At 69.1% G+C, this 24,674-nt stretch carries 24 protein-coding genes and 1 pseudogene; 14 read left to right on the forward strand and 11 right to left on the reverse strand.

Translation table 11 applies throughout. The features are described from left to right. Positions 1-79 precede the first annotated feature (79 nt). The 3 genes and pseudogenes from ACYVD1_RS17215 to ACYVD1_RS17225 form a co-directional block, all read left to right on the forward strand. Positions 80-508: pseudogene (locus ACYVD1_RS17215) on the forward strand (helix-turn-helix transcriptional regulator); the annotation flags it as partial. A 115-nt stretch (positions 509-623) separates the two neighbouring features. Further along, the gene (locus ACYVD1_RS17220; protein ID WP_460773510.1) at positions 624-1,034 is read left to right on the forward strand and encodes a VOC family protein; all 411 of its coding nucleotides are present in this window, start codon (positions 624-626) and stop codon (positions 1,032-1,034) included. After that, entirely contained in the window at positions 1,031-3,451 is a 2,421-nt protein-coding gene (locus tag ACYVD1_RS17225) for an ATP-binding cassette domain-containing protein (RefSeq protein ID WP_460773512.1), read from the forward strand. Before ACYVD1_RS17220 ends, ACYVD1_RS17225 begins: the two co-directional genes overlap by 4 nt. 195 nt (positions 3,452-3,646) lie before the next feature. On the opposite strand, the gene ACYVD1_RS17230 is transcribed toward ACYVD1_RS17225, so the two are convergent. Next, the gene (locus ACYVD1_RS17230; protein ID WP_460773515.1) at positions 3,647-4,303 is read right to left on the reverse strand and encodes a hypothetical protein; all 657 of its coding nucleotides are present in this window, start codon (positions 4,301-4,303) and stop codon (positions 3,647-3,649) included. 324 nt (positions 4,304-4,627) lie between these two features. Here ACYVD1_RS17230 and ACYVD1_RS17235 point away from each other — a divergent pair, with 324 nt between their 5' ends. Then, a complete protein-coding gene (locus tag ACYVD1_RS17235) occupies positions 4,628-5,449 on the forward strand; it encodes a methyltransferase domain-containing protein (RefSeq protein ID WP_460773518.1) in 822 nt (273 codons plus the stop codon). A gap of 151 nt (positions 5,450-5,600) precedes the next feature. Here the strand turns inward: ACYVD1_RS17235 and ACYVD1_RS17240 are convergent, their stop codons facing one another. Both ACYVD1_RS17240 and ACYVD1_RS17245 read right to left on the reverse strand, forming a co-directional pair. Beyond that, complete coding sequence (locus tag ACYVD1_RS17240) at positions 5,601-6,686, reverse strand: hypothetical protein (RefSeq protein WP_460773520.1); 1,086 nt, start codon at positions 6,684-6,686, stop codon at positions 5,601-5,603. Positions 6,687-6,942: 256 nt separating this feature from the next. Next, positions 6,943-7,212, reverse strand: a complete 270-nt coding sequence (locus ACYVD1_RS17245; protein WP_460773524.1) for a hypothetical protein — start codon at positions 7,210-7,212, stop codon at positions 6,943-6,945. A gap of 416 nt (positions 7,213-7,628) precedes the next feature. Here ACYVD1_RS17245 and ACYVD1_RS17250 point away from each other — a divergent pair, with 416 nt between their 5' ends. The 3 genes from ACYVD1_RS17250 (at position 7,629) to ACYVD1_RS17260 (ending at position 11,026) form a co-directional block, all read left to right on the forward strand. Further along, entirely contained in the window at positions 7,629-8,915 is a 1,287-nt protein-coding gene (locus tag ACYVD1_RS17250; protein ID WP_460773526.1) for a GAF domain-containing protein, read from the forward strand. Between the two features lie 195 nt (positions 8,916-9,110). Next, entirely contained in the window at positions 9,111-10,634 is a 1,524-nt protein-coding gene (gene exaC, locus ACYVD1_RS17255; protein WP_460752023.1) for an acetaldehyde dehydrogenase ExaC, read from the forward strand. Continuing rightward, positions 10,634-11,026 carry a DUF779 domain-containing protein gene (locus ACYVD1_RS17260; protein WP_460773529.1) on the forward strand — a complete coding sequence of 131 codons (393 nt, stop codon included), beginning with the start codon at positions 10,634-10,636 and terminating at the stop codon, positions 11,024-11,026. Before exaC ends, ACYVD1_RS17260 begins: the two co-directional genes overlap by 1 nt. A 90-nt stretch (positions 11,027-11,116) precedes the next feature. Here the strand turns inward: ACYVD1_RS17260 and mnhG are convergent, their stop codons facing one another. From mnhG to ACYVD1_RS17290, 6 genes are read right to left on the reverse strand one after another with little or no spacing between them, the layout of a single operon-like run. Beyond that, positions 11,117-11,503: a monovalent cation/H(+) antiporter subunit G gene (gene mnhG, locus ACYVD1_RS17265; RefSeq protein ID WP_460773533.1), complete on the reverse strand. Its 387-nt coding sequence runs from the start codon at positions 11,501-11,503 to the stop codon at positions 11,117-11,119. Next, on the reverse strand, positions 11,500-11,832 hold the full coding sequence (locus ACYVD1_RS17270) for a monovalent cation/H+ antiporter complex subunit F (RefSeq protein ID WP_460773536.1): 333 nt from the start codon (positions 11,830-11,832) through the stop codon (positions 11,500-11,502). Before ACYVD1_RS17270 ends, mnhG begins: the two co-directional genes overlap by 4 nt. Continuing rightward, the gene (locus tag ACYVD1_RS17275; protein WP_460773539.1) at positions 11,829-12,440 is read right to left on the reverse strand and encodes a Na+/H+ antiporter subunit E; all 612 of its coding nucleotides are present in this window, start codon (positions 12,438-12,440) and stop codon (positions 11,829-11,831) included. The genes ACYVD1_RS17270 and ACYVD1_RS17275 overlap by 4 nt, the downstream gene beginning before the upstream one ends. Further along, positions 12,437-14,098 carry a Na+/H+ antiporter subunit D gene (locus tag ACYVD1_RS17280; RefSeq protein ID WP_460773541.1) on the reverse strand — a complete coding sequence of 554 codons (1,662 nt, stop codon included), beginning with the start codon at positions 14,096-14,098 and terminating at the stop codon, positions 12,437-12,439. The genes ACYVD1_RS17275 and ACYVD1_RS17280 overlap by 4 nt, the downstream gene beginning before the upstream one ends. Positions 14,099-14,100: 2 nt before the next feature. Then, complete coding sequence (locus tag ACYVD1_RS17285) at positions 14,101-14,931, reverse strand: Na(+)/H(+) antiporter subunit C (RefSeq protein WP_460773544.1); 831 nt, start codon at positions 14,929-14,931, stop codon at positions 14,101-14,103. Beyond that, entirely contained in the window at positions 14,928-17,882 is a 2,955-nt protein-coding gene (locus ACYVD1_RS17290; RefSeq protein ID WP_460773617.1) for a Na+/H+ antiporter subunit A, read from the reverse strand. The genes ACYVD1_RS17285 and ACYVD1_RS17290 overlap by 4 nt, the downstream gene beginning before the upstream one ends. A 247-nt stretch (positions 17,883-18,129) precedes the next feature. On the opposite strand from ACYVD1_RS17290, the gene ACYVD1_RS17295 reads away from it, so the two are divergent. The 3 genes from ACYVD1_RS17295 (at position 18,130) to ACYVD1_RS17305 (ending at position 20,040) form a co-directional block, all read left to right on the forward strand. Then, complete coding sequence (locus ACYVD1_RS17295) at positions 18,130-18,624, forward strand: MarR family winged helix-turn-helix transcriptional regulator (RefSeq protein ID WP_460773546.1); 495 nt, start codon at positions 18,130-18,132, stop codon at positions 18,622-18,624. A 148-nt stretch (positions 18,625-18,772) separates the two neighbouring features. Next, positions 18,773-19,429 (forward strand): ClpP family protease, encoded by a 657-nt coding sequence (locus ACYVD1_RS17300; RefSeq protein WP_460773548.1) that lies wholly within the window; start codon positions 18,773-18,775, stop codon positions 19,427-19,429. Continuing rightward, on the forward strand, positions 19,426-20,040 hold the full coding sequence (locus ACYVD1_RS17305) for a ClpP family protease (protein ID WP_460773550.1): 615 nt from the start codon (positions 19,426-19,428) through the stop codon (positions 20,038-20,040). The genes ACYVD1_RS17300 and ACYVD1_RS17305 overlap by 4 nt, the downstream gene beginning before the upstream one ends. 147 nt (positions 20,041-20,187) lie before the next feature. Here the strand turns inward: ACYVD1_RS17305 and ACYVD1_RS17310 are convergent, their stop codons facing one another. Further along, on the reverse strand, positions 20,188-20,589 hold the full coding sequence (locus tag ACYVD1_RS17310; RefSeq protein WP_460773552.1) for a helix-turn-helix domain-containing protein: 402 nt from the start codon (positions 20,587-20,589) through the stop codon (positions 20,188-20,190). Positions 20,590-20,661: 72 nt separating this feature from the next. On the opposite strand from ACYVD1_RS17310, the gene ACYVD1_RS17315 reads away from it, so the two are divergent. The 3 genes from ACYVD1_RS17315 to ACYVD1_RS17325 all read left to right on the forward strand — a co-directional run bounded on the left by ACYVD1_RS17315 (position 20,662) and on the right by ACYVD1_RS17325 (position 22,223). Then, a complete protein-coding gene (locus ACYVD1_RS17315) occupies positions 20,662-20,838 on the forward strand; it encodes a hypothetical protein (RefSeq protein ID WP_460773554.1) in 177 nt (58 codons plus the stop codon). A gap of 166 nt (positions 20,839-21,004) precedes the next feature. Further along, complete coding sequence (locus tag ACYVD1_RS17320; protein WP_460773555.1) at positions 21,005-21,163, forward strand: hypothetical protein; 159 nt, start codon at positions 21,005-21,007, stop codon at positions 21,161-21,163. Between the two features lie 796 nt (positions 21,164-21,959). After that, a complete protein-coding gene (locus tag ACYVD1_RS17325) occupies positions 21,960-22,223 on the forward strand; it encodes a GlsB/YeaQ/YmgE family stress response membrane protein (RefSeq protein WP_460773558.1) in 264 nt (87 codons plus the stop codon). A gap of 22 nt (positions 22,224-22,245) precedes the next feature. On the opposite strand, the gene ACYVD1_RS17330 is transcribed toward ACYVD1_RS17325, so the two are convergent. Then, entirely contained in the window at positions 22,246-23,178 is a 933-nt protein-coding gene (locus ACYVD1_RS17330) for a Gfo/Idh/MocA family protein (RefSeq protein WP_460773561.1), read from the reverse strand. Positions 23,179-23,358: 180 nt separating this feature from the next. On the opposite strand from ACYVD1_RS17330, the gene ACYVD1_RS17335 reads away from it, so the two are divergent. Beyond that, complete coding sequence (locus ACYVD1_RS17335) at positions 23,359-24,528, forward strand: macrolide family glycosyltransferase (protein ID WP_460773563.1); 1,170 nt, start codon at positions 23,359-23,361, stop codon at positions 24,526-24,528. Positions 24,529-24,674: the final 146 nt, after the last annotated feature.

Raw genomic sequence — 24,674 nt, forward strand, 5'->3', positions numbered from 1 at the left:
AAGGGCTGAGTCCGCGCCCCCACCGAACGCCCGTGTCAGGGGCTTGAGTGCTCCGGGTCCCCGTGGCACCATCAAGCCTGTGACCAGCAGATCCGCTGTATCCCAACACCTGGGTGACCTCGCTCGGCTTCGGCGTGTCCGGGACCGGATCGACCGGGAGTACGCCCAACCCCTCGACGTCGCGGCGCTGGCCCGGGGCGCGAACATGTCCGCCGGGCACCTCAGCCGACAATTCCGCCTCGCCTACGGCGAATCTCCCTACGCCTACCTGATGACGCGCCGTATCGAGCGCGCGATGGCGCTGCTGCGCTGCGGCGACCTCAGTGTCACCGAGATCTGCTTCGCGGTGGGCTGCTCGTCCCTGGGCACCTTCAGTACGCGCTTCACCGAACTGGTCGGGGTGCCGCCCAGCGTCTACCGGCGCGAGGCCGCCTACGCCACTGAGGGCATGGCCCCGTGCGTGGCCAAGCAGGTGACCAGGCCGGTAAGGGCCACACCCGCCAGGACCACATCCGCCCGGACCACACCCGCCAGGACCACATCCGCCCAGAGCACACCCGCCAGGGACACACCGGTCAGGAATCGAGAAGCGCAGGCCCGGGCCCGGAACTAGCGTGACCTCCATGGACATCACCATTCACGCCAGCTTCCTGCCGCACGCCGACCCGGACACCTCCTTGGCCTTCTACCGTGACGTCCTCGGTTTCGAGGTCCGCGGCGACGTCGGCTACGAAGGGATGCGCTGGATCACGGTCGGTCCCGTCAACCAGCCCAGCACGTCCATCGTGCTGGAGCCGCCGGTCTCCGACCCGGGGGTCACCGAGGAAGAACGCCGCACCATCACCGAGATGATGGCCAAGGGCACCTACGGGTTCATCAGCCTGGCCACCCCGGACCTCGACGCCGCCTTCACGCGGCTGGAAGCCGGGGGAGCCGAGGTTGTACAGGAGCCGATCGACCAGCCGTACGGGGTCCGCGACTGCGCCTTCCGCGACCCGGCGGGCAACCTGATCCGTCTCCAGGAGCAACAGTGAACCGTCCGGACAACACCGGCGTGACCGGCACGGACGGACGCTCGCCCGCGCCGCACGTCGCCGACAGCCACGACCTGATCGCTGTGCGGGGAGCCCGGGAGAACAACCTCAGGGACTTCAGTATCGAGCTCCCCAAGCGCCGGCTGACCGTGTTCACCGGCGTCTCGGGCTCGGGCAAGAGCTCCCTGGTGTTCGACACCATCGCCGCCGAGTCGCAGCGGATGATCAACGAGACCTACAGCGCCTTCCTGCAGGGTTTCATGCCGACGCTGGCCCGGCCCGACGTCGACGTTCTCGAAGGGCTCACCACCGCGATCATCGTGGACCAGGAGCGGATGGGCGCCGACGCCCGGTCCACGGTCGGCACCGCCACGGACGTCAACGCGACGCTGCGCATCCTGTTCAGCCGTCTTGGGGAACCGCACATCGGCCCGCCCGGTGCGTTCGCCTTCAACGTGGCGACGGTGCGGGGGGCCGGGGCGGTCACCGTCGAGCGGGGCGAGAGCAAGACCGTGAAACAGACCTTCACCCGCACCGGCGGTATGTGCCCGCAGTGCGAGGGCCGCGGCAAGGTCTCCGACTTCGACCTTGCCGAGCTGTACGACGACACCAAGTCCATCGCCGAAGGCGCGTTCACCATCCCCGGCTGGAAGTCGGACAGCTGGTGGACCGTGCGGACCTACGCGGAGTCGGGGTTCCTCGACCCGGACAAGCCGATCCGCGACTTCACCGAGCAGGAGATGCGGGACTTCCTCTACCGGGATCCGGTGAAGGTCAAGGTCGAGGGGGTGAACCTCACCTACGAGGGGCTGATCCCCAAGATCCGCAAGACGTTCCTGGCCAAGGACCGGGAGGCGATGCAGACGCACGTCCGGGCGTTCGTCGACCGGGCGGTCACCTTCGCAGACTGCCCCGACTGCGGTGGCACCCGGCTCAACGAGGCGGCGCGCTCGGCCAAGATCCGCGGCACCAGCATCGCCGACGCGTGCGCGATGCAGATCAGCGACTTGGCGGAGTGGGTCCGCGGTATCGGCGACCCTTCGGTGGCCCCGCTGGTCAAGGCGTTGCGGGACACCTTGGACTCTTTCGTGGAGATCGGCCTCGGCTACCTGTCGCTGGACCGGCCCGCGAGCACGCTGTCCGGCGGTGAGGCACAGCGCACCAAGATGATCCGCCACCTGGGATCCTCGCTCACGGACGTCACGTACGTCTTCGACGAACCCACCGCGGGCCTGCACCCGCACGACGTCCAGAGGATGAACAACCTGCTGGTGCGGCTGCGCGACAAGGGCAACACGGTGCTCGTGGTGGAGCACGAGCCGGAGACGGTCGCGGTCGCCGACCACGTGGTCGACCTCGGTCCCGGCGCCGGCGCGGACGGCGGCGAGGTGGTGTTCGAGGGCACCGTGAAGGGGCTGAGGGACAGCGGCACCGTCACCGGCCGCCACTTCGACGACAGCCCCTCCCTCAAGGACTCCGTGCGCACACCCTCCGGGTGGTTGGAGGTGCGCGGTGCCAGCACCCACAACCTGCGGGACGTGGACGTCGACATCCCGCTCGGGGTGCTGTGCGTGGTCACCGGGGTGGCGGGTTCGGGCAAGAGCTCACTGGTGCACGAGTCACTGGTCCACGCTTCGGGGGCGAAGGGCACCGGTGTGGTCTCGGTGGACCAGACGCCGATCCGCGGTTCCCGGAGGAGTAACCCGGCGACCTACACGGGACTGCTCGAACCGGTCCGCAAGGCGTTCGCGAAGGCAAACGGCGTGAAGCCCGCGCTGTTCAGCTCCAACTCCGAGGGCGCCTGCCCGGAGTGCAAGGGCGCCGGGGTGGTCTACACCGACCTGGGGATGATGGCGGGGGTCACCTCCACCTGCGAGGACTGCGAGGGGAAGCGGTTCCTGGCGTCGGTGCTGGAGTACACGCTCGGCGGCCGCGACATCAGCGAGGTGCTCGCGATGTCGGTGGCGGAAGCCTTGGAGTTCTTCGGTGCGGGGGAGGCGCGCATCCCCGCCGCCCACAAGATCCTCACCCGGATGGCCGACGTCGGGCTTGGTTACACCAGCCTCGGTCAGCCGCTCACCACCCTGTCCGGCGGTGAACGGCAGCGGCTCAAGCTGGCCACCCATATGGCCGACAAGGGCGGCGTCTACGTCCTCGACGAACCCACCACCGGCCTCCACCTCGCCGACGTCGAGCAGCTGCTCGGCCTGCTGGACCAGCTCGTCGACTCCGGCAAGTCGGTCATCGTGGTCGAGCACCACCAAGGGGTCATGGCTCACGCCGACTGGATCATCGATCTCGGACCCGGTGCGGGCCACGACGGCGGCCGGATCGTCTTCGAGGGCACCCCCGCCGACCTAGTTGCCGTTCGCTCCACCCTCACCGGCGAGCACCTCGCGGACTCGGTGGGCGACTGACCGGCACCTATGGTGCGAAGGGCGGGTTCCAGCGGTGTTCGCGGGGATCAGCGCGCCTTTCCGTCAGCTGGATGGTCGCTGCTGGTCAACGAGAACCACGGCACGGTGTCGCCCTACCCGGTCGCCGAACCCGGCCGCTCCTGAGCGGGCCCGCTCAGGAGCGGCCGGGTTCTCGGGTTCAACCGATCCCGGGGGTCAGCCGTACTGCGGGCCCGGGGAGTGGAAGCCCTGCGCCCGCTCGGCCATCAGGCGGCGCTTGTGGCGGCCGCGGCGCACACCGGTGACGATCATGGTGGGCACACCGATCGCGAGCCCGGCGCTGGGCAGTCCCAGCATCAGCACGAGCCCCACCGCGGCGCCGCTCATGATGTCGTCCTCGCCGCCGCCGACGTCGGCCACGGCGAATTCGGCTTCATTGCCCGTGTAGCGGCACTCCACGAGGTACTCGCCCGCCTCAGCGCCGTTGAAGACGCCGACGAGGTCCCACCGCACGTCGTCGTGGTTGCCGTGGTGGCCGTAGCCGGGATCGCCGAAGTCCCACTTCTGCCCGTCGGGGTCGGTGATCCGGCAGTCGCCTTCGGCCCCGCCCTCCGCTGCGAACAGGCCGATGTTGACGTCCCCGTCCTCCAGGACGAAGGTCTCCTCCGAGGAGTCGGCGATCCGGGTCTCGAACTCGGGCAGGCTCACGGCGCTCGCGACGGAGGCGATGAAACCCACGATGCCGCCGATGATCCCGAGCGTCAGGATCCCGGCTCCCACGGCGTACCAGATCCGGCCGGGTCGCAGCTCCTTGGCATCGATCCTCGGTGGCGCGGCCTGCGGGGGATAGGGCGGGTGATGGGGGTAGGTCATGCGTTGTTCTTCTTCCGGATCATCGGGGGACCAGTGTGGCTGGTGTGATGCATGGGGACTGAGTCCCGTTTTTCACCAGCCGGTGATGTGGGTCACGGGCAGGTTCAAGCGGCCAGGTATGCCCATTTTCATGACGGTTTGTCCAATAATGACAGGTTAACTCTAAAACCTGCCGGCGCTCTGACCTGGGCTTTTATAGTTTTCGCAGGTCAGAAGACCTAGACCCGTGCGCGTTAAGTGCCGTTCAATAGACAAGGTTTGTCACCGAGATCAAGGGAAGCAGCCATTAAGCGGACTGAGCAGCAGAACGAGTACTCGACCGATGTGCAGGTTGCACGCGACTACTACAACAGCAGCGATGCCGATACCTTCTATGCCACTGTCTGGGGCGGGACCGACATCCACGTCGGTCTCTACCGCGGGGTCGAAGGGCTTTCCGACACCGACGACATTGCCACGGCCAGCGCCCGCACCGTCGAGCGCATGTCCGCCAGTGTCGCCCCAGACAGCTCCACCAGGGTCCTCGACCTGGGCTCGGGTTACGGCGGGTCCGCCCGTCACTTGGCCGAGGTCTACGGCAGCCACGTGACCTGTCTGAACCTGAGCGAGGTGGAGAACGACTACAACCGCAAGCGCAACGAGCAGGAGGGGCACGAGCACCTCATCGACGTCCTGGAGGGTTCCTTCGAGGACATCCCCTTCGGGAACGGCAAGTTCGACGTGGTGTGGTCCCAGGACGCCATCGTGCACAGCGGCGCCCGCGACCGTGTCCTCTCCGAAGTGGCCCGGGTCCTGGCGCCCGGCGGGAAGTTCGTCTTCACGGACCTCCTCGCGGCAGACCACACCCCCGTGGACACGCTGGGTCCGATCCTGAAGCGGTTGCACCTGTCGTCCATGGGCACGCCCGGCTACTACCGCGAGGCCGCGGGCCGGGCCGGTCTGACCTATGTGGAATTCGACGACCTCAGCACGCAGCTGCCCATTCACTACGGGCGCGTCCTGGCGGAGACCGAACGCCGGTATGACGAGCTGTCGGAGCGCATCAGCACCGACTACCTGGAGCGCATGACGGCCGGGCTGCGCGAGTGGGTGGCCAGGGGCCAGGCCGGAGACCTGGCCTGGGGTATCCACCACTGCCAGCGCTGAGGCGCGGGCACCCCGCGGCCACCGGGGCGACCGCCTGACCGAGGTAGCAACGCCGCTACCGCACAGGGGAACTGAGTCCCGTTCTTCACCCGCCGCTTCGTTCGGCGAAGTCGGTAACGGAAAGTGGCCGGGGTGCCACTGGCGATAGTTATCAGAGGTTGGGGCGTCCGGCTTGGTACTGCCTGGCGCGGTGTTCTTGGATGAGCCGCTGCCGGTAGCTACTGCGCCGGACCCCGACCGTGATAGTCACGACCAGAGTGACCAGGAAGCCCAAGAAACTCACCAACAGCAGGCCCAGGAACCCGAGCCCCATCGCCTCGTCGTGGTCGACGGCGATGTCCGTGTCCGCGATCGCGTACTCGGCACCGGCGTCTCCTTCGCACTCCAGCGTGTACGTGCCGGGGATATCGACCGCGACAGAGTAGGCGAGCCGCCAATCGCCGTGGGTGTAACCGGTCACCCGCTCAACGAACCTCGCGCTGCCTACACCCTCGTCCCGGCTCAGTTCGCAGGCTTCTTCGAACGCCCCGGCGGGGGACACGTACAGGCCCAAGGAGTCCAGCTCGTCCGACCCCACCGTGAATGTGGCGCTGCCGCTCTGTTCGACGGGGTCGGAGGCGAATTCGAGCGAGTTCCGATCCGCGTGGGTGCTGCCCGCCGCCCAGAAGACGGACACGCCCAACGCGATGCTGACGGGCAGGCACAGCGCGCCGACCACCATCCACCGGCGGCGGGGACGGAGTTCCTTCGGTGAGATCTCGGGCGGGGGAGGCGGCGGTCCGTGGAATGCGGGCCCCTGCTGCCAAGGCTGGCCCGCTTGCGCCCCGTGAGCCGCGGCGGCCGCGTGCGCGCGCCGCGCACGCTGGCGGCCCAGCCTGGACGCCCGCACGGCGAACACGGTGATGCAGATACCCAACGACACCACGAAGGCGCCCATGGGGAGCAGGATCCCGCCGACGATCAGCGCGGGGTCGTCGCTCGTGGCGTTGGTCAGCATCAGCGTGCTCACCAGGAGGGACACGGGGAAGACCGATCCGCCGATCCAGTACCAGTACCGGGGAGGCCGGACGTCGGGCTCGGAGCCGTCCGTGCCTTGGTGCGCGGTGGCCGAGGGCTGGGCTTGCCCGGGTGGCTGCTGCCGGTACTGCTGTTGCGGGTAGGGGTGCTGGTGCTGCTGGCGCGGATCGGCGCCGTCGGCGGCCGCGTGCGGCCCCGGTTGCGGAGGGGGAGAACTCATGTGCGCAGTGTGCCAGGCGAGTGTGAAAGGTGAGGATTGGGGTGTCCGGCGGGACTCCCTTTTACAGGGTCGGGACCCCCGGAGCCCCAGGGCTTCCCGGCCGGTCGCGGTGGGCCTGCTCCCACTCCCGGGCCATGTGCTCGCGCACGAGCCTTCCCCGGCGCCCGGCGCGCCTCAGCCCGATCGCGAAGGCGGCACCTGAGGCGCCCAGGAGATCGAGGGGGAATGCGAAGGGGAGTGTCGTGTCGGCGGCGAATCAGTCGAACAGCGGCGCGAGCCCGATGGCGACCGGGAACGCGAGCGGCACGCACAGCACCGCGCACACGTACCAGAGGCGGCGGGGCCGCAGGTTCCGGGCGGGGACCCGGGGGCGCGGGGGCAGCGGTGCCGGGTACCCGGTGTGGCTGGCCGCGAACCGGAGCTGGTGGACGTGCCGTGCCCACTGGGCGGAGAGCCGGGAGGAGCGCGTGGCGTACACCCCGATGAGGATGCCCGCCGACACCGGGAGGCTGAACACCGTGAGCATGGGGGCGATGACCCCCGCCTCGTGCTGGTGCGGGGACGAGCAAGAAGAGCGCCAGGGTCAGCGCCAAAGTCGCCGGGGTGCACAGGAACCCGGTCCAGTACCAGGCCAGAGCGGGTTTGGCGTCCTGGAGGCCGTACTCCGGCGGGTGGTGCCGGTCTGCGGGCGGATGCGCTGACTGGCGGTTCCGGGGGTACATGTGAGGCCTGTCGTTCGATCGGGGTGGGCGGTGTGAGCTCACCCGCGAGCGCCCGTGTCCCATCGGACGCGTTGGGGTACATACATGCAGAGTCCGGGGCAACTCGTCAGTAGTTCTGGCCGAAACCCTTGTCAAGACCCTTCCACGCGGATTCAATCAGGGGTTCCCGGGCGAACTTCCGCCGGGTCCGTAGCCGCCGCGACGGAGGAGGGAAGTACCGATGTCCATCGCATGGAACGCGTGGTCATGGGATGCCGACCCCGACACCGTGCGCCGGGACGTCGCGGTCGCCCACGAACGGTTCACGGACTCCGGCCGACTCAGCGGCAGGGTCCGACCGGTGGTCAGCGACTCCTGGCGGCGCAGCGCGATGCACGGCGTGGACCCCGACCGGACCCGGCCCAGTCTCGAACTGGCCGGGTCGACCCTGCTCGACCACCGGGACACCCACCCGCTCTCGGTAGCCATGCCGCTGCTGCGCCGTCTGCTCCTGGACACCGCGCCCGGACCGCAGATCATGGCCGTGGGCGACGTCTCCGGCCGTCTCCTGTGGGTGGAGGGCGATCACAAGCTGCGCAGCAGCGCCGAGTCCATGCACTTCGTCGAAGGCGCCAACTGGCACGAGCGCTCCGCCGGGACCAACGCGCCCGGTGTCGCCCTGGCCCTCGACCACGAGGTCCAGGTCTTCGCCAGCGAGCACTTCAGCCGGGGCGTCCAGCGCTGGAGCTGTTCCGCCGCGCCCTTGCACGACCCCGATACCGGAGCGCTCATGGGCGTCCTCGACCTCACCGGCGAGGACCACCTGGCCTCACCGCAGGCACTGGCCCTGGTCCGGGCCGCTGCCACCGCCGCGGAGATGGAGATCCGGGCCCAGCGCATCAGCGGTCTGCTGCCCGCTCCCGGGCTCCCCGCCGACTTGGCCGCACCGGCCCCCACCCTCGCCCGCCTGCGCGTCCTCGGCCGCGACCAGGGCCTTCTCGAACTGGACGGCAACTCCGTCGAGATCAGCGGCCGCCACTCCGAGATCCTGCTGCTGCTCGCCCGCCACCCGCGCGGCCTCACCGGCGAGGCGCTCGGTGCGCTGCTGCACGAGCGCGACGCCTCACCCGTCACCATCCGCGCGGAGATGTCCCGCCTGCGCCGCCTGGTGGGAACGGGGCTGCTCGCCTCCCGCCCCTACCGGCTGCGCCGCCCGGTGGACACCGACCTCGACGAGGTGCGCCGCCATCTGGCCGACGGCGCCTACCGCCGGGCCATCGGTGTCTACGAGGGCCCGGTGCTGCCCCGTTCGGAGGCGCCCGGTGTGGCCGAGGCCCGGGACGAGCTCCAAGCGGAGGTCTGCGAGGTGCTCGCCGCCAAGGCCGACCCGCAGGTGCTGCTGGCCTGGTCGGAGCATCCCGAATGGCGGGAGGACCCGCGGGTGCTGACCGCGGCCCTGCGCGCCGTTGACCCGGACTCCCCGCGCCACGCCGCCCTGCGCGGACGCCTGCGCTGGATCGGCCGCTGACCCGGGCCCCTCACTGACCCGGGCCCCTCCGCTGGCCCGCGCCTCTCCGCCTCCGCGGCAATCCGCGCGCAACGTTGCGGTCGCGCGCAACGTGGTCGCAACCATGGTGTAACTAGCGTCACAGCCCACTGGTCTTCGAAAGTGCCGCCGGGGCAGGAGCTCCGGCGGTACCCCCGATGAAGGAGGCAGAGCACCATGGCGATCTATGCTCCCCCAGGCGAGTCCGGAAGCGTTGTCGACTACAAGCCGCGCTACGAGAACTGGATCGGCGGCGAGTGGGTCAAGCCCGTCAAGGGCCGCTACTTCGAGAACCCCACTCCGGTGACCGGCCGTACCTTCACCGAGGTCGCCCAAGGCGGGGCCGAGGACATCGAACTCGCCCTCGACGCCGCGCACGGCGCCGCCCCGGCCTGGGGCCGCACGTCCACCACGGAGCGGGGCATCCTCCTCAACCGGATCGCCGACCGGATGGAGGAGAACCTCGAGAAGCTCGCGGTGGCCGAGGCCTGGGAGAACGGCAAGCCGGTCCGCGAGGCTCTGGCAGCCGACATTCCGCTGGCCATCGACCACTTCCGCTACTTCGCCGCGGCCATCCGCACCCAGGAGGGCCACAGTTCCGAGATCGACGGCGACACCGTCGCCTACCACTTCCAGGAGCCGCTGGGCGTGGTCGGCCAGATCATCCCCTGGAACTTCCCGATCCTGATGGCGACCTGGAAGCTCGCCCCGGCACTGGCCGCGGGCAACGCCGTCGTCCTCAAGCCGGCCGAGCAGACCCCCACGTCCATCCTGGTGCTGATCGACCTCATCGCCGACCTGCTCCCGCCGGGCGTGGTCAACGTCGTCAACGGCTTCGGTGTGGAGGCGGGCAAGCCCCTGGCCTCCAGCCCGAGGGTGCGCAAGGTCGCGTTCACCGGTGAGACCACCACCGGTCGGCTGATCATGCAGTACGCGTCCGAGAACCTCATCCCGGTCACGCTGGAGCTGGGAGGCAAGAGCCCGAACATCTTCTTCGCCGACGTCGCGGCCGAGCGGGACTCCTTCTACGACAAGGCGCTGGAGGGCTTCACGATGTTCGCCCTCAACCAGGGCGAGGTGTGCACGTGCCCCTCGCGCGCCCTGGTGCAGGAATCGATCTACGACAGCTTCATGGGCGACGCCCTGGCCCGGGTCGGACAGATCAAGCAGGGCAACCCGCTGGACACCGACACCATGCTCGGTGCGCAGGCCAGCAACGACCAGCTGGAGAAGATCCTCTCCTACATCGACATCGGCCGTAAGGAGGGCGCCAAGGTACTCTCCGGCGGCGGCCGTGCGGAGATGGAGGGCGACCTCGCGGGCGGCTACTACGTCACCCCGACCGTGTTCGAGGGCCAGAACTCCATGCGGATCTTCCAGGAGGAGATCTTCGGCCCCGTGGTGTCGGTGACCCGCTTCAACGACTACGCCGACGCGATCAAGACCGCCAACGACACCCTCTACGGGCTCGGGGCCGGCCTGTGGACGCGCGACAACAACACCGTCTACCGGGGCGGACGCGACATCCAGGCGGGCCGCGTGTGGGTGAACAACTTCCACGCCTACCCGGCGCACGCCGCCTTCGGCGGTTACAAGCAGTCCGGGATCGGCCGCGAGAACCACAAGATGATGCTGGACCACTACCAGCAGACCAAGAACCTGCTGGTCAGCTACTCGGAGCAGCCGATGGGGCTGTTCTGATGGACACCTCCCGAAGCGGCGACGCGACAGTGGAGCGGGTGGCCGTCACCGACAAGGCGGCGGCCCTGCTCCGGGAGCTCCACGCCGACCACGGCCCGCTGATGTTCCACCAGTCCGGCGGCTGCTGCGACGGCAGCTCGCCGATGTGCTACCCGCTAGGGGAGTTCCGCACCGGGGACTCCGACGTGCACCTGGGCGACTTGGAGGTGGGACTTCCCGAGGCGGTGCCGGTGTGGATGTCGCGCTCCCAGTTCGAACTGTGGAGCCACACCCACCTGACTATCGACGTCGTCCCCGGGCGGGGTTCCGGCTTCTCCGTAGAGGCCCCGACCGGGAACAGGTTCCTGATCCGTTCGCGCCTGATGACCGACGAGGAGGCCGAAACGCTCTAGTACCACGCCGAAGGCGTCCACTGAGGGGAAAGGCCGGGGCCGGAGGGAAGCGATGTCCCTCCGGCCCCCGGTCACGCGTTCGGCGCGCACCTACGGGGCCTTGTCTCCCTGCTTGGCGGCCAGCCGGTCGGCGAGTTCGTCGGTGACGATCAGGTCATGGCGGATCCGCCCGGTCCGGTAACCGACCCGTGCGGCGATGTGGCCCGCCACGGGAACGGTGACGATCTGGAAGAGTCCCACCAGGATCAGGGTGCCGAAGTCGAACACCCCCGTCTCCTCCACGGGCATGAGGCGCAGACCGATGCCCAGCAACACCAATAGCATGCCCAGGACCTGCGGCTTGGCTGCGGTGTGCATTCGGGAGAGCAGGTCGGGGAAGCGCACCAGGCCGACTCCGGCCACGAGGGACAGCAGGGCCCCCACCAGGATGCACAGGATCGCGACCCAGTCCAGGACGGTGATCATCAGTTCGCTCATGACGTCCTCCCTCCCTCCTCGGGCTCGGGTTCGACGGTTTCGGTGAAGGCCTTGCCCTCGTCAGCGTGCTCGTCGGGCCGCCGGGCGACGAACTTGGAAATGCTGATCGATCCGACGAAACCGAGCAGCGACAGCACCAGCAGCGTCGGCAGGATGGTGGGGTCCCGGTGGAACGCTGCGTAGGCACCCAGTCCCGTCACGGCGGAGGCGAGCAGCACGTCGACGGACAGCGCCCGGTCGAGGATGCTCGGCCCTAGGAGGAGGCGGGCGGTGCTGAGGAGCGCCGCGGCGCCGAGCAGCACGGCGACGATGGTCCACAGTGTGTTCACGTGTTCCCCTTCCCGGCGGCCTGGGCGGTCTCCAGGGCGGCGATGTCCTGACGGGTACCGAGTGCCCGGACGATCCGCTCCTCCAGGTTGAGGACGTCTCGCTTGGCAACGTCGACACCCTCGTCGTCCTCCGCACCCAACACGTGCACGTACAGGATGTGCTCCGGCTGGGCGACCTCGACGATGACGCTGCCCGGGATCACCGAGGTGACGATCGCGGTGGACACGAGCATGAGGTCGGAGTCGGTGCGCATCCGCACGGCTATCACCGAGCTCCGAACCGGAGGACCGGGCCGGAACACCTGGGCTGTCACCTGGAGGCTGGCAATGACCATCTTCACCAGCGCGTAGAAGAACAGGTACAGGCCCTGAACCGGCCAGAACCGGAACCCCGGAGCGATCGGCGGCATCGGGAACAGCATCATGATGGCCACCGAGACCGCGAAACCGGTGACGGCCAGGCCCAGTGACTCCGGCCGCGGCTCGAACCCTTTGAACAGGAGCATCCAGACCACGGTCATGCCGAGGGCGACCGGGATCTGGACTTTGCCGAGCCGGCGCCGGACCGCTAGCACGCCCCGCTTCTTCTTGGTCTTCAGGTCGTTCATTCGGAACCTCCGAGGACCGCCTCGATGTAGGGCGTCCGCGCCTGGAGTTCGATCGCGGCCTCCGTGGAATAGGCGATGAGCGGCCCCGCGAACACGGTCATGGCGAGACCGAACGCCACCAAGGCGACCGTGGCCCCCACCATGCTCTTCGGCAGGACCACCGAGGTCACCACCGGGGCGGCCGCGGTCGTGGTGTCACCGATGCGCGAGGACGGGCCGACCGCCTCGCCGGACGGGCCGAACGCCGCGGTCGAGGTGTCGTCGGCCTCGGAGTCGTCCAGCACCGTGCCGGGTTCGGCCACCATGCCCTCGGCCGGGGTACGCCAGAACGCGTAGTTCCACACCCGGGCGATGACGTACAGCGTCAGCAGGCTCGTGAGGACCGAGGCCCCCACCAGCGTGTAGGCGAGCGGGGTGCCCGCGTCCACGCCCGCCTGCATCAGGCCGATCTTGCCGAGGAAGCCCGACAGCGGCGGGATGCCGCCCAGGTTCATCGCCGGGATGAAGAACAGGATGGCGAGCAGCGGGGCGATCTTGGCGAGACCGCCCAACCGATCCAGCGATGTGGACCCGCCTCTCCGTTCGATCAGCCCCGTGATGAGGAACAGCGTGGTCTGCACGGTGATGTGGTGCGCGATGTAGAACACCGCGCCCGCCATGCCCAGCTCGCTGCCCAGCGCCACACCGAACACCATGTAGCCGATATGGCTGACCAGGGTGAACGACAACAGGCGCTTGATGTCCGTCTGTGCCACCGCTCCCAGGATGCCGATGACCAGGGTCGCCAGGGCCACCCACATGAGAGCGTTGTTGAGCTGTTCCCCGGGGAAGAACAGGGTCTGCGTACGGATGATCGCGTAGACGCCCACCTTGGTCAGCAGGCCCGCGAACACCGCGGTGACCGGGGCCGGGGCCGTGGGGTAGGAGTCCGGAAGCCAGGCGGCCAGAGGGAACACCGCCGCCTTGATACCGAACGCGATCAGCAGGATCACCTGCAGGATCAGCGCCAGCTCGGAGGAGATCTCGGGGAGCCGCTCACCCAGCTGGGCCATGTTCACCGTGCCGGTCGCGCCGAAGACCAGCGCGATGGCGATCAGGAACAGCACAGAGGAGACCAGCGACACCACCACGTATGTGGCACCCGCCCGCATCCGCGACTGCGTACCCCCGAGGGTCAGCAGGACGTAGCTGGCGGTCAGCAGGATCTCGAATCCGACGTACAGGTTGAAGAGGTCGCCCGCGAGGAAGGCGTTGGAGACACCGGCCACCAGGATCAGGTAGGTCGGCTGGTACACCGACAGCGGTGCCACTTCGCCCTTGTCCGCCATCCCCTGACCGATGGAGTACACGAGGACGGCCAGGGTGACGGCGGCCGAGACCGTCACCAGCAGAGCGGACAGCCGGTCGGCCACCAGGTTGATACCGACCGGAGCCTCATAGCCGCCCACGTGGACGACCTGGGGGCCGAACATGTCGGCGCCCACCATCAGCGCGGCACCGGTGACCAGCACCAGGGTCAGCGCGATGACGCTGATCCACTGCTGGATCCGGGGCCAGCGGATACCGAGCGCCAGCTTCACGCCGGCCGCGAAGAGGGGCAGCACCACCGGTAGGGGAACGAGGTAGTGCAGGATTCCGGAGAAGTATTCCCATCCCATGGTCAGTCGTTCCCTTGCAGGTCGCTGTCCTCTGCGCGAGCCAGGCGTTCACGCTCTGCCCGCATGGTCTGGCGCGCCTGGCGCCGCTGCGAACGGATGCGGCGGCGCAGCTCACGCCACAGCTCGCGCTCGGCGGCACGGTCGGCGCGCCGGTGCTCGCGCAGTCGCTTGCGGCCCAGGCGGATCCGGCCGCGCAGCTCCGTCACCTGGTTGACCATGCTCTGCTGGCGATCGGTCAGCCTGCGCACAGTCTCCTCGGAACGTTCGTCGCCCCGGCCGTCCTCGGCCTCGACCTCGAATCGGGCCAGTTCGGCCTGTGCCGCTGCGATCTCCGCCTTGATACGGGCCTGTTCAGCCAGTTCCTGGGCGTCGGCCGCGGCGATGGTGGCCTGGAGTTCCGCCCGCTGGCGGCGGATGTCCGCCCGCAGCCTGCGGCGTTCCTGCACGAAGCGCTGCCGCACGGCGCGGCGGCCCTCGCCCTGCACGATCCGGAGGTCCTCTGCGTCGTCCTGGACCTCGTCGTTGCCCTCGAGCTGCCAGCTCCGGTAGGCCAGGGCCAACAGGAACGCTGTCAGCCCGAGGGTGATGACGATCGCTGTCAGGATCAGGACCTGCGGCAGCGGGTCGGTCATCTCTTCCTCAGGGGTGAACCAGAGGACGGGGGGACCGCCCGGCTGCCCGGCCATGGCCAGGAGCATCAGGTTGGCGCCGTTGCTCACCACGATGAAGCCCAGCAGCACGCGGGTCAGGCTGCGCTCGAGCATGAGCACGACACCTACGGCGACGAGGACCCCGATGACGATGACGAGGGTCAGACTTGGTGAGTCGTTCACGAGGTGACCTCCTCGGCTCGAGCGGGGGCCTCGGTGTCGCCGGACTCCTCGGCGTGGGCGGCGTCCCGCTCGATCTGTTCGTCGATTCGGGCGCCGAGACTGCGCAGGATGTCCAGGATGAGCCCGATGACCAGCAGGTACACGCCGATGTCGAAGATCATCGACACCGTGAGGTGTGCCTCGCCAAAGATCCAGAAGTCGACGTAGCCGTGGGTCCCGGCGAGGATGTCTCCACCGAAGATCGCACCACCGATCGCCACGCCCGTGGCCACCGCGAGTCCTGCGCCGAGGAGCGCGCCCGGTTGCAGCCACGCGCTCGCGTACAGTTCGTACCTGCCCCCCGCGAGGTAGCGGACGGTGAACGCCACGCCGGCCACGATGCCGCCGGCGAAACCGCCGCCGACGTCGGTGTGGCCGGTGAGCAGCAGGTACACCGAGATGACCATGATCAGCGGGAAGAGGAAGCGCGACACCACCTCGAAGATGAGCGACCGGCGTTCGGTCGGCAGGCTCTCGGCACCCGGGAGCCATGTTCGGTTCCACTGGGGCTTGACGTGCAGGTTCCGCGGAGCGACCCGGAGCCTGCCCAGATCGATGCCTCTTTGACTGTTGGTGGGCTGCGGTGCGTTGGTGACGGACAGGGCCATCACACCGCCCGGCGCCTTGCGGGGCTGGGCGCGGCGGCGTACGAACATCAGGCTGGCGACACCCGCGGCCGCCGCAGCGATCACCCCGAGCTCGCCCATCGTGTCCCAGACACGGACGTCGACCAGGAGCACGGAGATGATGTTCTCGCCGCCGGCCTCGACAGCTGCCGCACCGTAGTCCCCGGAGACCGTAGGCTCCTGGCGTCCTGCCAGCGCGTACCAGGTCATGGCGGCCGCCACCAGGCCGGTGGCCGCGCCGATCACCATGTTCCAGATCCGGCGGCCGCGTAGGGCGGGTGCCGAGAAGTGGGACGGGAAGCGGCGCAGCACCAGGACGAAGATCACCAGGCTGATGGTCTCGACGAGGAACTGGGTGAGTGCGATGTCCGGGGCGCCGTGCAGGTAGAACAGGGCGGCCACGCCGTACCCGCCGATACCGACGAGGATCACCGCGAAGAGGCGGCGCCGCACGAACAGGATCAGCAGGCAGGTGATCGAGACGATCAGTGCCGGGATGACCTGGACCGGGGTGTCCCAGAGGCGCAGCTGCGGGTAGTCCCCGGACCAGATCCGGCCGGTGACCATCGGGATGCCCATGGCGACGACCATGAACACCAGGATGGTGCCGAGGTAGACCGGGAGGGAGCCGCGTTGGGTGCTGCCGGTGACCTGGAGGGCCGCGGTCTCCAGTCCGGCCATCATGCGCCGGTAGTTGCGCTCCGGGTTGACGACGGCCATCCGGGTGCCCAGCCACGCCACGCGGTTGCGGAAGTAGAAGAGCACCAGGCCGCCGACCACGCAGATCGCGGACAGCAGGAGCGGAAGCTCCCAGCCGTGCCACAGCGCCAGATAGCTCTCGTAGGCGCCGGGTGCGGAGGGAACGGTGTCGGCGTAGGCCGCGAACAGGGGGTCGGTCCAGCTGGAGACCAGACCGCCGAACAGGCTCAGCCCGGCCAGGACCGCGGCGGGTGCCAGGAACAGCGCTCCGGGCGCGTGGACGTGGGTGTCCTGCACGCCCTCCTTGTCGAAGAAGGCGCCCCAGAGGAAGCGGAGGCTGTAGGCGACCGTGAGGGTGGACCCCAGCACCAGGCCGACCAGGGCCAGGGTGTCGAACCCGCCGCCGTCGAGGTAGGCGCCGAAGGCGAGTTCCTTGGCGACGAAGCCAGCGGTGGGCGGCAGGCCGGCCATGGAGGCCAGCGCCACGACCGACACCCAGAAGGTGCCGGGCATGGAGCGGCGCAGGCCTGACAGCTCGCGCAGGTCCCTGGTTCCGGTGCTGTGGTCGATGATGCCGACCGAAAGGAACAGGGGTGCTTTGAACAGCGAGTGCGCGACCAGCATCGCGAGGCCGGCCAGGGCGGCTGCCCGGGTCCCGGTGCCCAGGAGGGCGATGAGGAAGCCGAGCTGGCTGATGGTGCCGTAGGCCAGCACGAGCTTGAGGTCGTACTGGCGCAGCGCCTTCCAGCCGCCGAAGACCATGGTGACCACACCGAAGAACAGGGCCATGCTCTGCCAGACGGAGACGTCACCGAAGGCCGGGGTGAGGCGGGCGACCAGGTAGACACCCGCCTTGACCATCGCCGCGGCGTGCAGGTAGCCGGAGACCGGCGTGGGTGCCTGCATGGCCGCGGGCAGCCAGAGGCTGAACGGGAACAGCGCCGACTTGGACATCGCGCCGATCATGATCAGCACGAGGGCGGCGTTGATCACGGCTCCGGCTTCGGGCGGGTTCGCGACGATCTCGGAGATCACGTAGGTCCCGGCGGTCTCGCCGAGCATGATCATTCCCACCAGCATCGCCAGACCGCCGAAGACCGTGATGGTCAGGGCGGTCATCGCCGCGCGGCGGCTCTCCTGCGACTCGGCCTTGTGGCCGACCAGGAGGTAGGAGAAGACCGTGGTCAGCTCCCAGTAGATGAAGAGCTGGATGAGGTCGTCGGCCAGGACGAGGCCGATCATGGCCCCGGCGAAGGCGACGAACACTCCGGCGAAGCGTCCGATGCCGGGTTCGGAGTCGTCGAAGTAACGCGCGCAGTAGATCAGGATCAAGGTGCCCACTCCGGCGGCGATGAGCGTCATGACCAGCCCGAGGGCGTCCATGTGGAGGCCCAGCCGCAGTGAGAACTCGGGCGCCCACGCGACGGACTCGTTCAGCGCCTCGCCGCGGAGGACGTCCGGCAGCTGGAAGAGGACCCACACGGTAGCCAGGGCGGGGACGATCGCGAGCGCGTAGAACCCGTTACGGCCCCACAGGCGCACCAGTAACGGCGCGACCGCAGCTGTGATGAAATGCGCGACCAGCACTGTTGTCAATGCGCCCCTCCCGGACCGGTCCGGGCCCACCCGGATGTCCGGGCGGACGTCCACTACCCCGCAGCAGACAACGCCGCCCACACGCTGATCTGTGGGCGGGCTGTATGTGCCGTTTTGAGGGGCAATGTTCTGCTTGAACTTGCGTGCGCAAGCTATTTAATAGCTAGACTACACATAGGTCAAACCACCGCACGGGTCTGGGGCCCGTGCGACACGCCCAGCATGCGAGGACCGTTTCGTGCCAGACGAGGCCCCTGAGCCCTGCTCTGATCAGCAGGAAAGCGCCAAACCCAACCCGGAGGAGCTCGAAGAGTTCCAACGAGTGTGGACCGAACTGATCAACGCGGCGCTACACGCCCGCGCCCGCGGCGGGCACGGGCATCGCGGCGCTGAGGAACTCACCCTGACACAGTCGCTGCTGATGGAAGCCGTACGCGGCCTGGACAATCCGAGTGTCGGTGCGGTTGCTCACATCGTCGGCGTGTCATCGCCCTCGGCCACTCGGATGATCCAGCAGCTCGAGCGCAAGGGCATGCTGTGCCGCCGCCGCTCCGACCGTGACGAGCGCAGCACCGTCGTCACGATCACGGAGGAGGGCGAGCGGGTCCTGGCCGAGCGCCGCAAATACATGGAGCGCAAACAGCGGCAGGTCTTCGACGCGATCAGGCCGTCCCTGCGCCCCGTCGTCCTCGACGTCCTGCGCGACCTGCGCGAAGCCATAGACGACACCTGATCCCGACGGTTCTCTGGGCCGGTCTGCCGTGGGCAGATCTGCCCCGGGCCGAAAAGGTGGAGGTCAGAGCTCTCCTCGACGCACGCTGAAGGCACCGGCGGGAGCGGACGAGTGGTCCGCGTCCGAAACGCCGGTTCGAGGAGGGCCAATGCCGATACACCACCAGTCCGCCGCGGAGTACCCGCCGAGCGGCACCTTCGACGACCAGCTCGCCGCGCGCCTGCTGCGCAGCCGCGTCGTCATGCTGGGCACGCAGGTCGACGAGGACAGCGCCAACCGGGTCTGCGCGCAGATCCTTCTGCTCGCCGATGAGGACCCGCATAAGGACATCACCCTGGCGATCAACAGCCCGGGCGGGGTCGTCTCCGCCGGTCTGGCCATCTACGACACGATGAACTTCATCCCGAACGACGTGTCCACCCTGGTCATGGGGTTCGCCGCGAGCATGGGCCAGTTCCTGGCCTGTACCGGAGCCCCTGGCAAGCGGTACAGCCTGCCGAACGCGCGGATCATGATGCACCAGCCCTCGGGCGGGCTGGGCGGGACCGCCGCCGACATCGCCATCCAGGCCGAGAACCTGGCGCACACCAAACAGACGATGATCCGGCTGATCGCCGAGCACAGCGGTCAGAGCGAGGAGACCATCGCCAAGGACCAGCACCGGGACGCCTGGTTCACCGCCGAGGAGGCGCGGGAGTACGGGTTCATCGACCACGTGGTCGACTCGGCGGGACAGATGGCGGGCGGTATGCGCCTGGGCGGGAACTCGCCCGGGTTCGCCACGCGGACGGGGGGTTCGAAGTGAGCGGTCGTTACACGGTTCCGATGGTGGTCGAGCGGACACCGAACGGAGAGCGCTCGTTCGACGTGTTCAGCCGCCTGCTGTCCGAGCGGATCATCTTCCTGGGGACCCCGATCGACGACGACGTGGCCAACGTCGTCATGGCACAGATGCTGCACCTGGACTACGAGAGCTCAGAGATGGACATCCAGCTCTACATCAACTCCCCGGGCGGCTCGAACACCGCCCTGACCGCCATCTACGACACGATGCGCTTCGTCCGCTCGGATGTGGCCACCGTGTGCATGGGGCAGGCCGCTTCGGCGGGGGCCGTACTGCTCGCGGCCGGGACCCCCGGAAAACGGACCGCCCTGGAGCACGCCCGCGTGCTGCTCCACCAGCCCTCCGCCGAGGGGCGTGGCGAGGCAGCGGACCTGCAGATCCAGGCGGCCGAGATCCTGCGGATCCGTGCCCAGGTGGAGGACATCCTGGCCCGGCACACGGGACAGACGCAGGAGCAGCTGCGCGCCGACACCGACCGGGACAAGATCTTCACCGCCCAGCAGGCCAAGGAGTACGGCCTGGTGGACGGCGTGATCACCACCAGGGAAATCCAGGAACCGGTCATGCCCTAGCTGAGCTGGCGGCATGGACGGCGGCGGTCCCGGGCCGGAAGGCCCGGGACCGCCCGGGCAACGCGCGGTGGGATGGGCCGGACGCGATGCCGTTCAGGGACCGGGGTCAGGCGGCCGAGGACCGTGGCGCGGTGTCAGGAGCCGGGCTCAGGCCGCCAGGGACATGACCCTGGCCTGCCCGGCTCGGGAGGTGGCGGTCCCGTTGACCGGGGACAGGTGTGCCTGCCGTGCCCCGGCCCGTTCGAAGCGGGCCAGGTGGGTGCGCTGGTAGAGCTCGCCGAGGACGTCGGCGATGCCCAGGCCGAGGGAACGGTAGATCGCGGCGAGGAGTTCGGAGGAGGCCTCCTTGCGGCCGCGCTCGATCTCCGAGAGGTAGGGGAGGGACACCTGGGCGTCCTCGGCCACCTCACGCAGGGTCCGGCCCTGTTCCACCCGAGTGCGGCGCAGCAGGTCACCGATGAGGTCGCGCATGAGCGGCTCCTCCGGGCCATCCCCGGAGCGGTTACCCCTTCGGGCCGCGTCCAGGGCGTGTAGGACGCTTTCGGACATCGGTGCCTCCCGGTAGCTCTGGATCCCGACTTCTGAGCTTACGTCGGGGAGGGGAGGTGCGGGAGGGGCCCGGTGGCCTTCTGCGGACGGCAGAAGCGGAGGCCGAGCCCGGACGAAACCCGCCCGACGCTCCTCGGTGCCGTGTCCGTGGGCAACGCCCACCCCGTCGACGACCGCACCTGGATCTCCGGCATCAGCGTCATCGGCGCGGGGCGGATCATCGCCGACGTCCGCGGCTTCCCCGGCTGAGGTACCTAAGGTACCCGTCCGAGTCTGAGGTACCGGCACTCCGGACCTAAGGCATCGTGTCGGGCGCTTTTCTACAGTCCTCTTCCGATGTGCGGCCCGGGGCCTTAGCGCGAGTCTGTAAGCAGTCGGGCGAACGCACCCGGCACACAGACCCGGAGGAGACGCCATGCACCCCGACCTCAGCGCCCAGGCCGCAGACCTCTACCGCGCCGAGATGGAGAGTGCCGCCCTCCGCGAGCGCCGGGCCGACCGGGCCCGGACCCGCCCCCGGCCCCTGTGGGCGCGGATTCGGACTCCGCGCCGGTCCCAGACCCTGGCCGCCTGAGCCCGGGTAGGGGCCGCGGCCCGTAGCGCACGAGCTGCCGCAGAAGGAGGTGCCGTGTCGAGCGGGGTTCGACACGGCACCTCTGGCGTGTACAGGGTCCCGCTGCGGCCCCGTCCGGGGCTTTCCCGGGCGACAGCTATCCCCCGCCCCGCAGAGCGGGGAGTGGCAGCGCAGGAGCTCGGGAGCAGATCCACTCGTATTCAGCGGGAGCCTTCCGGGACTAGGGCATGTTCGGCGGACACATACCCTGCTGCGCGTCGCCCCAGCGGCACTGTCACTGCGCATCTCTCAGTCGACAGCCGAACCCGGGCGGGCCCCCGCTGTGCGATGCTGCCGAGCTTGCGAGGCAGCGCACAGTAGGGGAACTCCTTCTTCGGCCTTGTGCCAGCACCACTGGATACGCCCGCCCGTCGCCCGCCACCAACCCTCAACGGACACCCACGGCGCAGCACCTTCTCGACGGGCAGCATCCACCGAACACGCCCTAGACGATGTGTGGCCGGTCATCGGTTTCGAACCCGAGGGAGCCGGATGAGGGAGCCTCGATCAGCCGCGCGCTGAGGTCCGCCATCGACTGGTAGGCGACGACCGGGGTGCCGTCCGGGCGGAAGTAGTGCCCCCTTGCTTTCGGAACTAATCCGGTCACTCGCGGTGCCACGTGCAGGCACCCGTGCACCAGCGGTCAGATTCTCAAAGCTCCAAAAAGCGGGCAAAAGCTTAGTTCCGGGAAGGGATCGGGCGTGTCCTCCTCTGCTGTGCGGGGAACAGGGGGGAGGCGTCTACCTGGGGAGGACCCGTGGAGATCACCGGAATCATCAGCGCGCTCATCGTCGGACTGATCATCGGCGCGTTGGGACGACTCGTCGTCCCCGGTAAGCAGCACCTACCCATCTGGCTGACTTTGGTCCTGGGCATCGTTGCGGCGTTCCTCGGCGGTTGGATCGCCAGCTTCTTCACGACAGCCTGGCTCCTGGTGCTCGTCGTCCAGGTGCTGGTGGCCGCCGGGATCGTCTACCTCGCCGACGGCGTGTACTCCCACAACGCGGGGAAGACCGCCTGACCGCCGGAACCGTTCACCGACATCACTCTGAGGCCACCGGATCCGATCCGGTGGCCTCAGCCACGTGCACGGTCCGGCCGGAGCGGACGGAGGCCTCCGCCGCGGCCAGGACCGCCACCACGTCGCGGCCGAAGCGCACGTCGCAGGGGTCGCCGGGACCCCGCTCCACCTGGCTGACCAGCCGATCGATCGCTGCGCCGAATGCCTCGACCGGGCTCCGGTCGCCGCCAGGCACCGACCGCCACCCGCTCTCGCCGTAGAGGTCGACCGAGAAGTCCCCGGACTCGGGTGCCGCGTCCAGGGTCACCGAGTACGATCCCACGGCCTTGGGGTGCCGGGTCAGCATGTGCACGCTGTCCCTGGGCCCCGCTATCGCGGTGACCTCCTCGACCGGGCCGAGCACGGGCAGCACCATGGAGAGCACGTGCGGGCCCACGTCCCACAGGCCGCCCTTCTCCCGCCGCCACGGGGAGGCCCCGAACGGGTTGCCCGGCTGGAAGATCGACGCGAACAGGGTCGCCCGCACGCCGTGCCAGCCGCCTTCGGTGGCCGCCGCTCGGAGGAATTCGTTCACCCCGTCCGAGAAGCGGTTGGTGAAGAACACCACCGAAGCCAGTCCCCGTGCCTCGGCCTCGGCGACGACCGCGTCCGCGACCTCGGTGGACAGGGCGACCGGTTTGTCCAGCAGGAGGTGTCTTCCGGCCTTGGCCGCACGCAGGGCGAGGTCGCCCTGCACATCCGGCGGTAGGGCGACCGCGACGGCGTCGACGTCGGCGATGAGCGCGTCCGCGTCCTCGTAGGGCCGGGTACCGAGCTTCTCGGCGAGCGCTGCGGCCTTGGCGGGGTCGCGCCCCCACACCCCGGCCAGGGTCGCCCCCGGGTGCGCGGCCAGCGCGGGCCCCTGTGTCTCCGCGGCCCAGAAACCGGTGCCCAGCAGTCCGAATCGCAGTCCCATGCGGCTCTCCCGTTTCAGTGGCGCCCCGGGATCCGTCCAGGGGCGGGGGTGTCCCCCCTGTGCTCCGTACCCCTGAAGCCTCCTGCATGGAAACGCTCCCAGCAAGGGTGCGCCCGCATCCGGACACCGCCCGGCATGCGGGGACCCTCCCGGCCGGAGCCCGCTCCGTATATTGGGCCCATGGTCCACATCGCCTTCTTCGCCCCCAAAGGGCCGGGGCACGTCAACCCCATGCTCGGGTTGGCCACCGAACTCGTCCGGCGCGGTCACCGCGTCACGTTCGCCGCCCCTGAGGTGTTCGCCGAGCGCATCGAGGAGACCGGCGCCGAATACGTTCCCGCCCCCAGCACGTGGTCCCGAAGCGCCGGTGCGGTGCCGCAGATGCACGGCAAGGAGTTCGTCCGCGCGATGGGGATGCTGCTGGGGGAGACCAAGGTGGTCCACGCATCCCAGGTCAACCGGGAGGCCCCGGACCTCGTCGTCCATGACGGCCCGCTTGCCTGGTGGGGGCGGATGCTGGCCCGGCAGTGGGGTGTTCCCGCCGTCGAGACCTGGCCCAACCTGGTGAGCAACAAGCACTGGTCGCTGCACCACGACTACACGACGTTCAACGCTTTGAGCCCGCGCTTCCTGCTCATGATCCTGCGCATCGGCCGGTACCTGAAGAGCCAGGGCATCACCGACGTCGGCTCCTTCCTTCAAGGCACCGGTGCCGCGGACCGGCTGGTCATGCTGCCCCGGGCCTTCCAATACGAGGGCGACACCTTCCGGGAGGGGTACCGGTTCGTCGGCCCCGGACTCACCGGCCGCGCCTTCCAGAGCGACTGGTCCCCGCCTTCGGACGCCCCCGTCGTCCTGGTCTCCCTGGGCACCTCCTACAACGACCGCCCCGACTTCTACCGGATGGTGGCCCAGAGCGCCGCCGACCTGCCCTGGCAGGTGGTCATGGCGATCGGTGCCACCGATCCCGCCGACCTCGGAGTACTCCCGCCCAACGTCGAGGTCCACCCACAGGTGCCCCAACTCGCGGTGCTCCGGCACGCGAGCGTGTTCGTCACCCACGCCGGCATGGGCGGCACGATGGAGGGCCTCGACGCCGGGGTGCCGATGGTCGCCCTGCCCCAGATGGCCGAACAGCGGGCCAACGCCGACCGCGTACAGGCCCTGGGCCTTGGTCTCGCCCTGGACCCGGAGCACCTCGACGCCGACAGCCTCTGGAAGGCGGTGGGCCGGGTCGCCGACGACCCCGCCGTCCACGAGCGCCTGGTGTGGATGCGCGGCGAGATCTCCGAAGCGGGCGGGGCACATGCGGCGGCCGACGCGGTCGAAGAGGTCCTCGAACGCCGATAACCGGCCCCGCGTATCACCGGATGCGGACGGCCGACCGGACGGCGTCGGTGAACGCACAGTCGGGACGGTCTTCAGATGCGGGGCCGAACCTCCGTAGGGTCAGGGGAGTCACACGGGGAGTCAGTCAACCAACGAGAAGTGAGTCG

The organism is Nocardiopsis nanhaiensis (assembly GCF_054778635.1).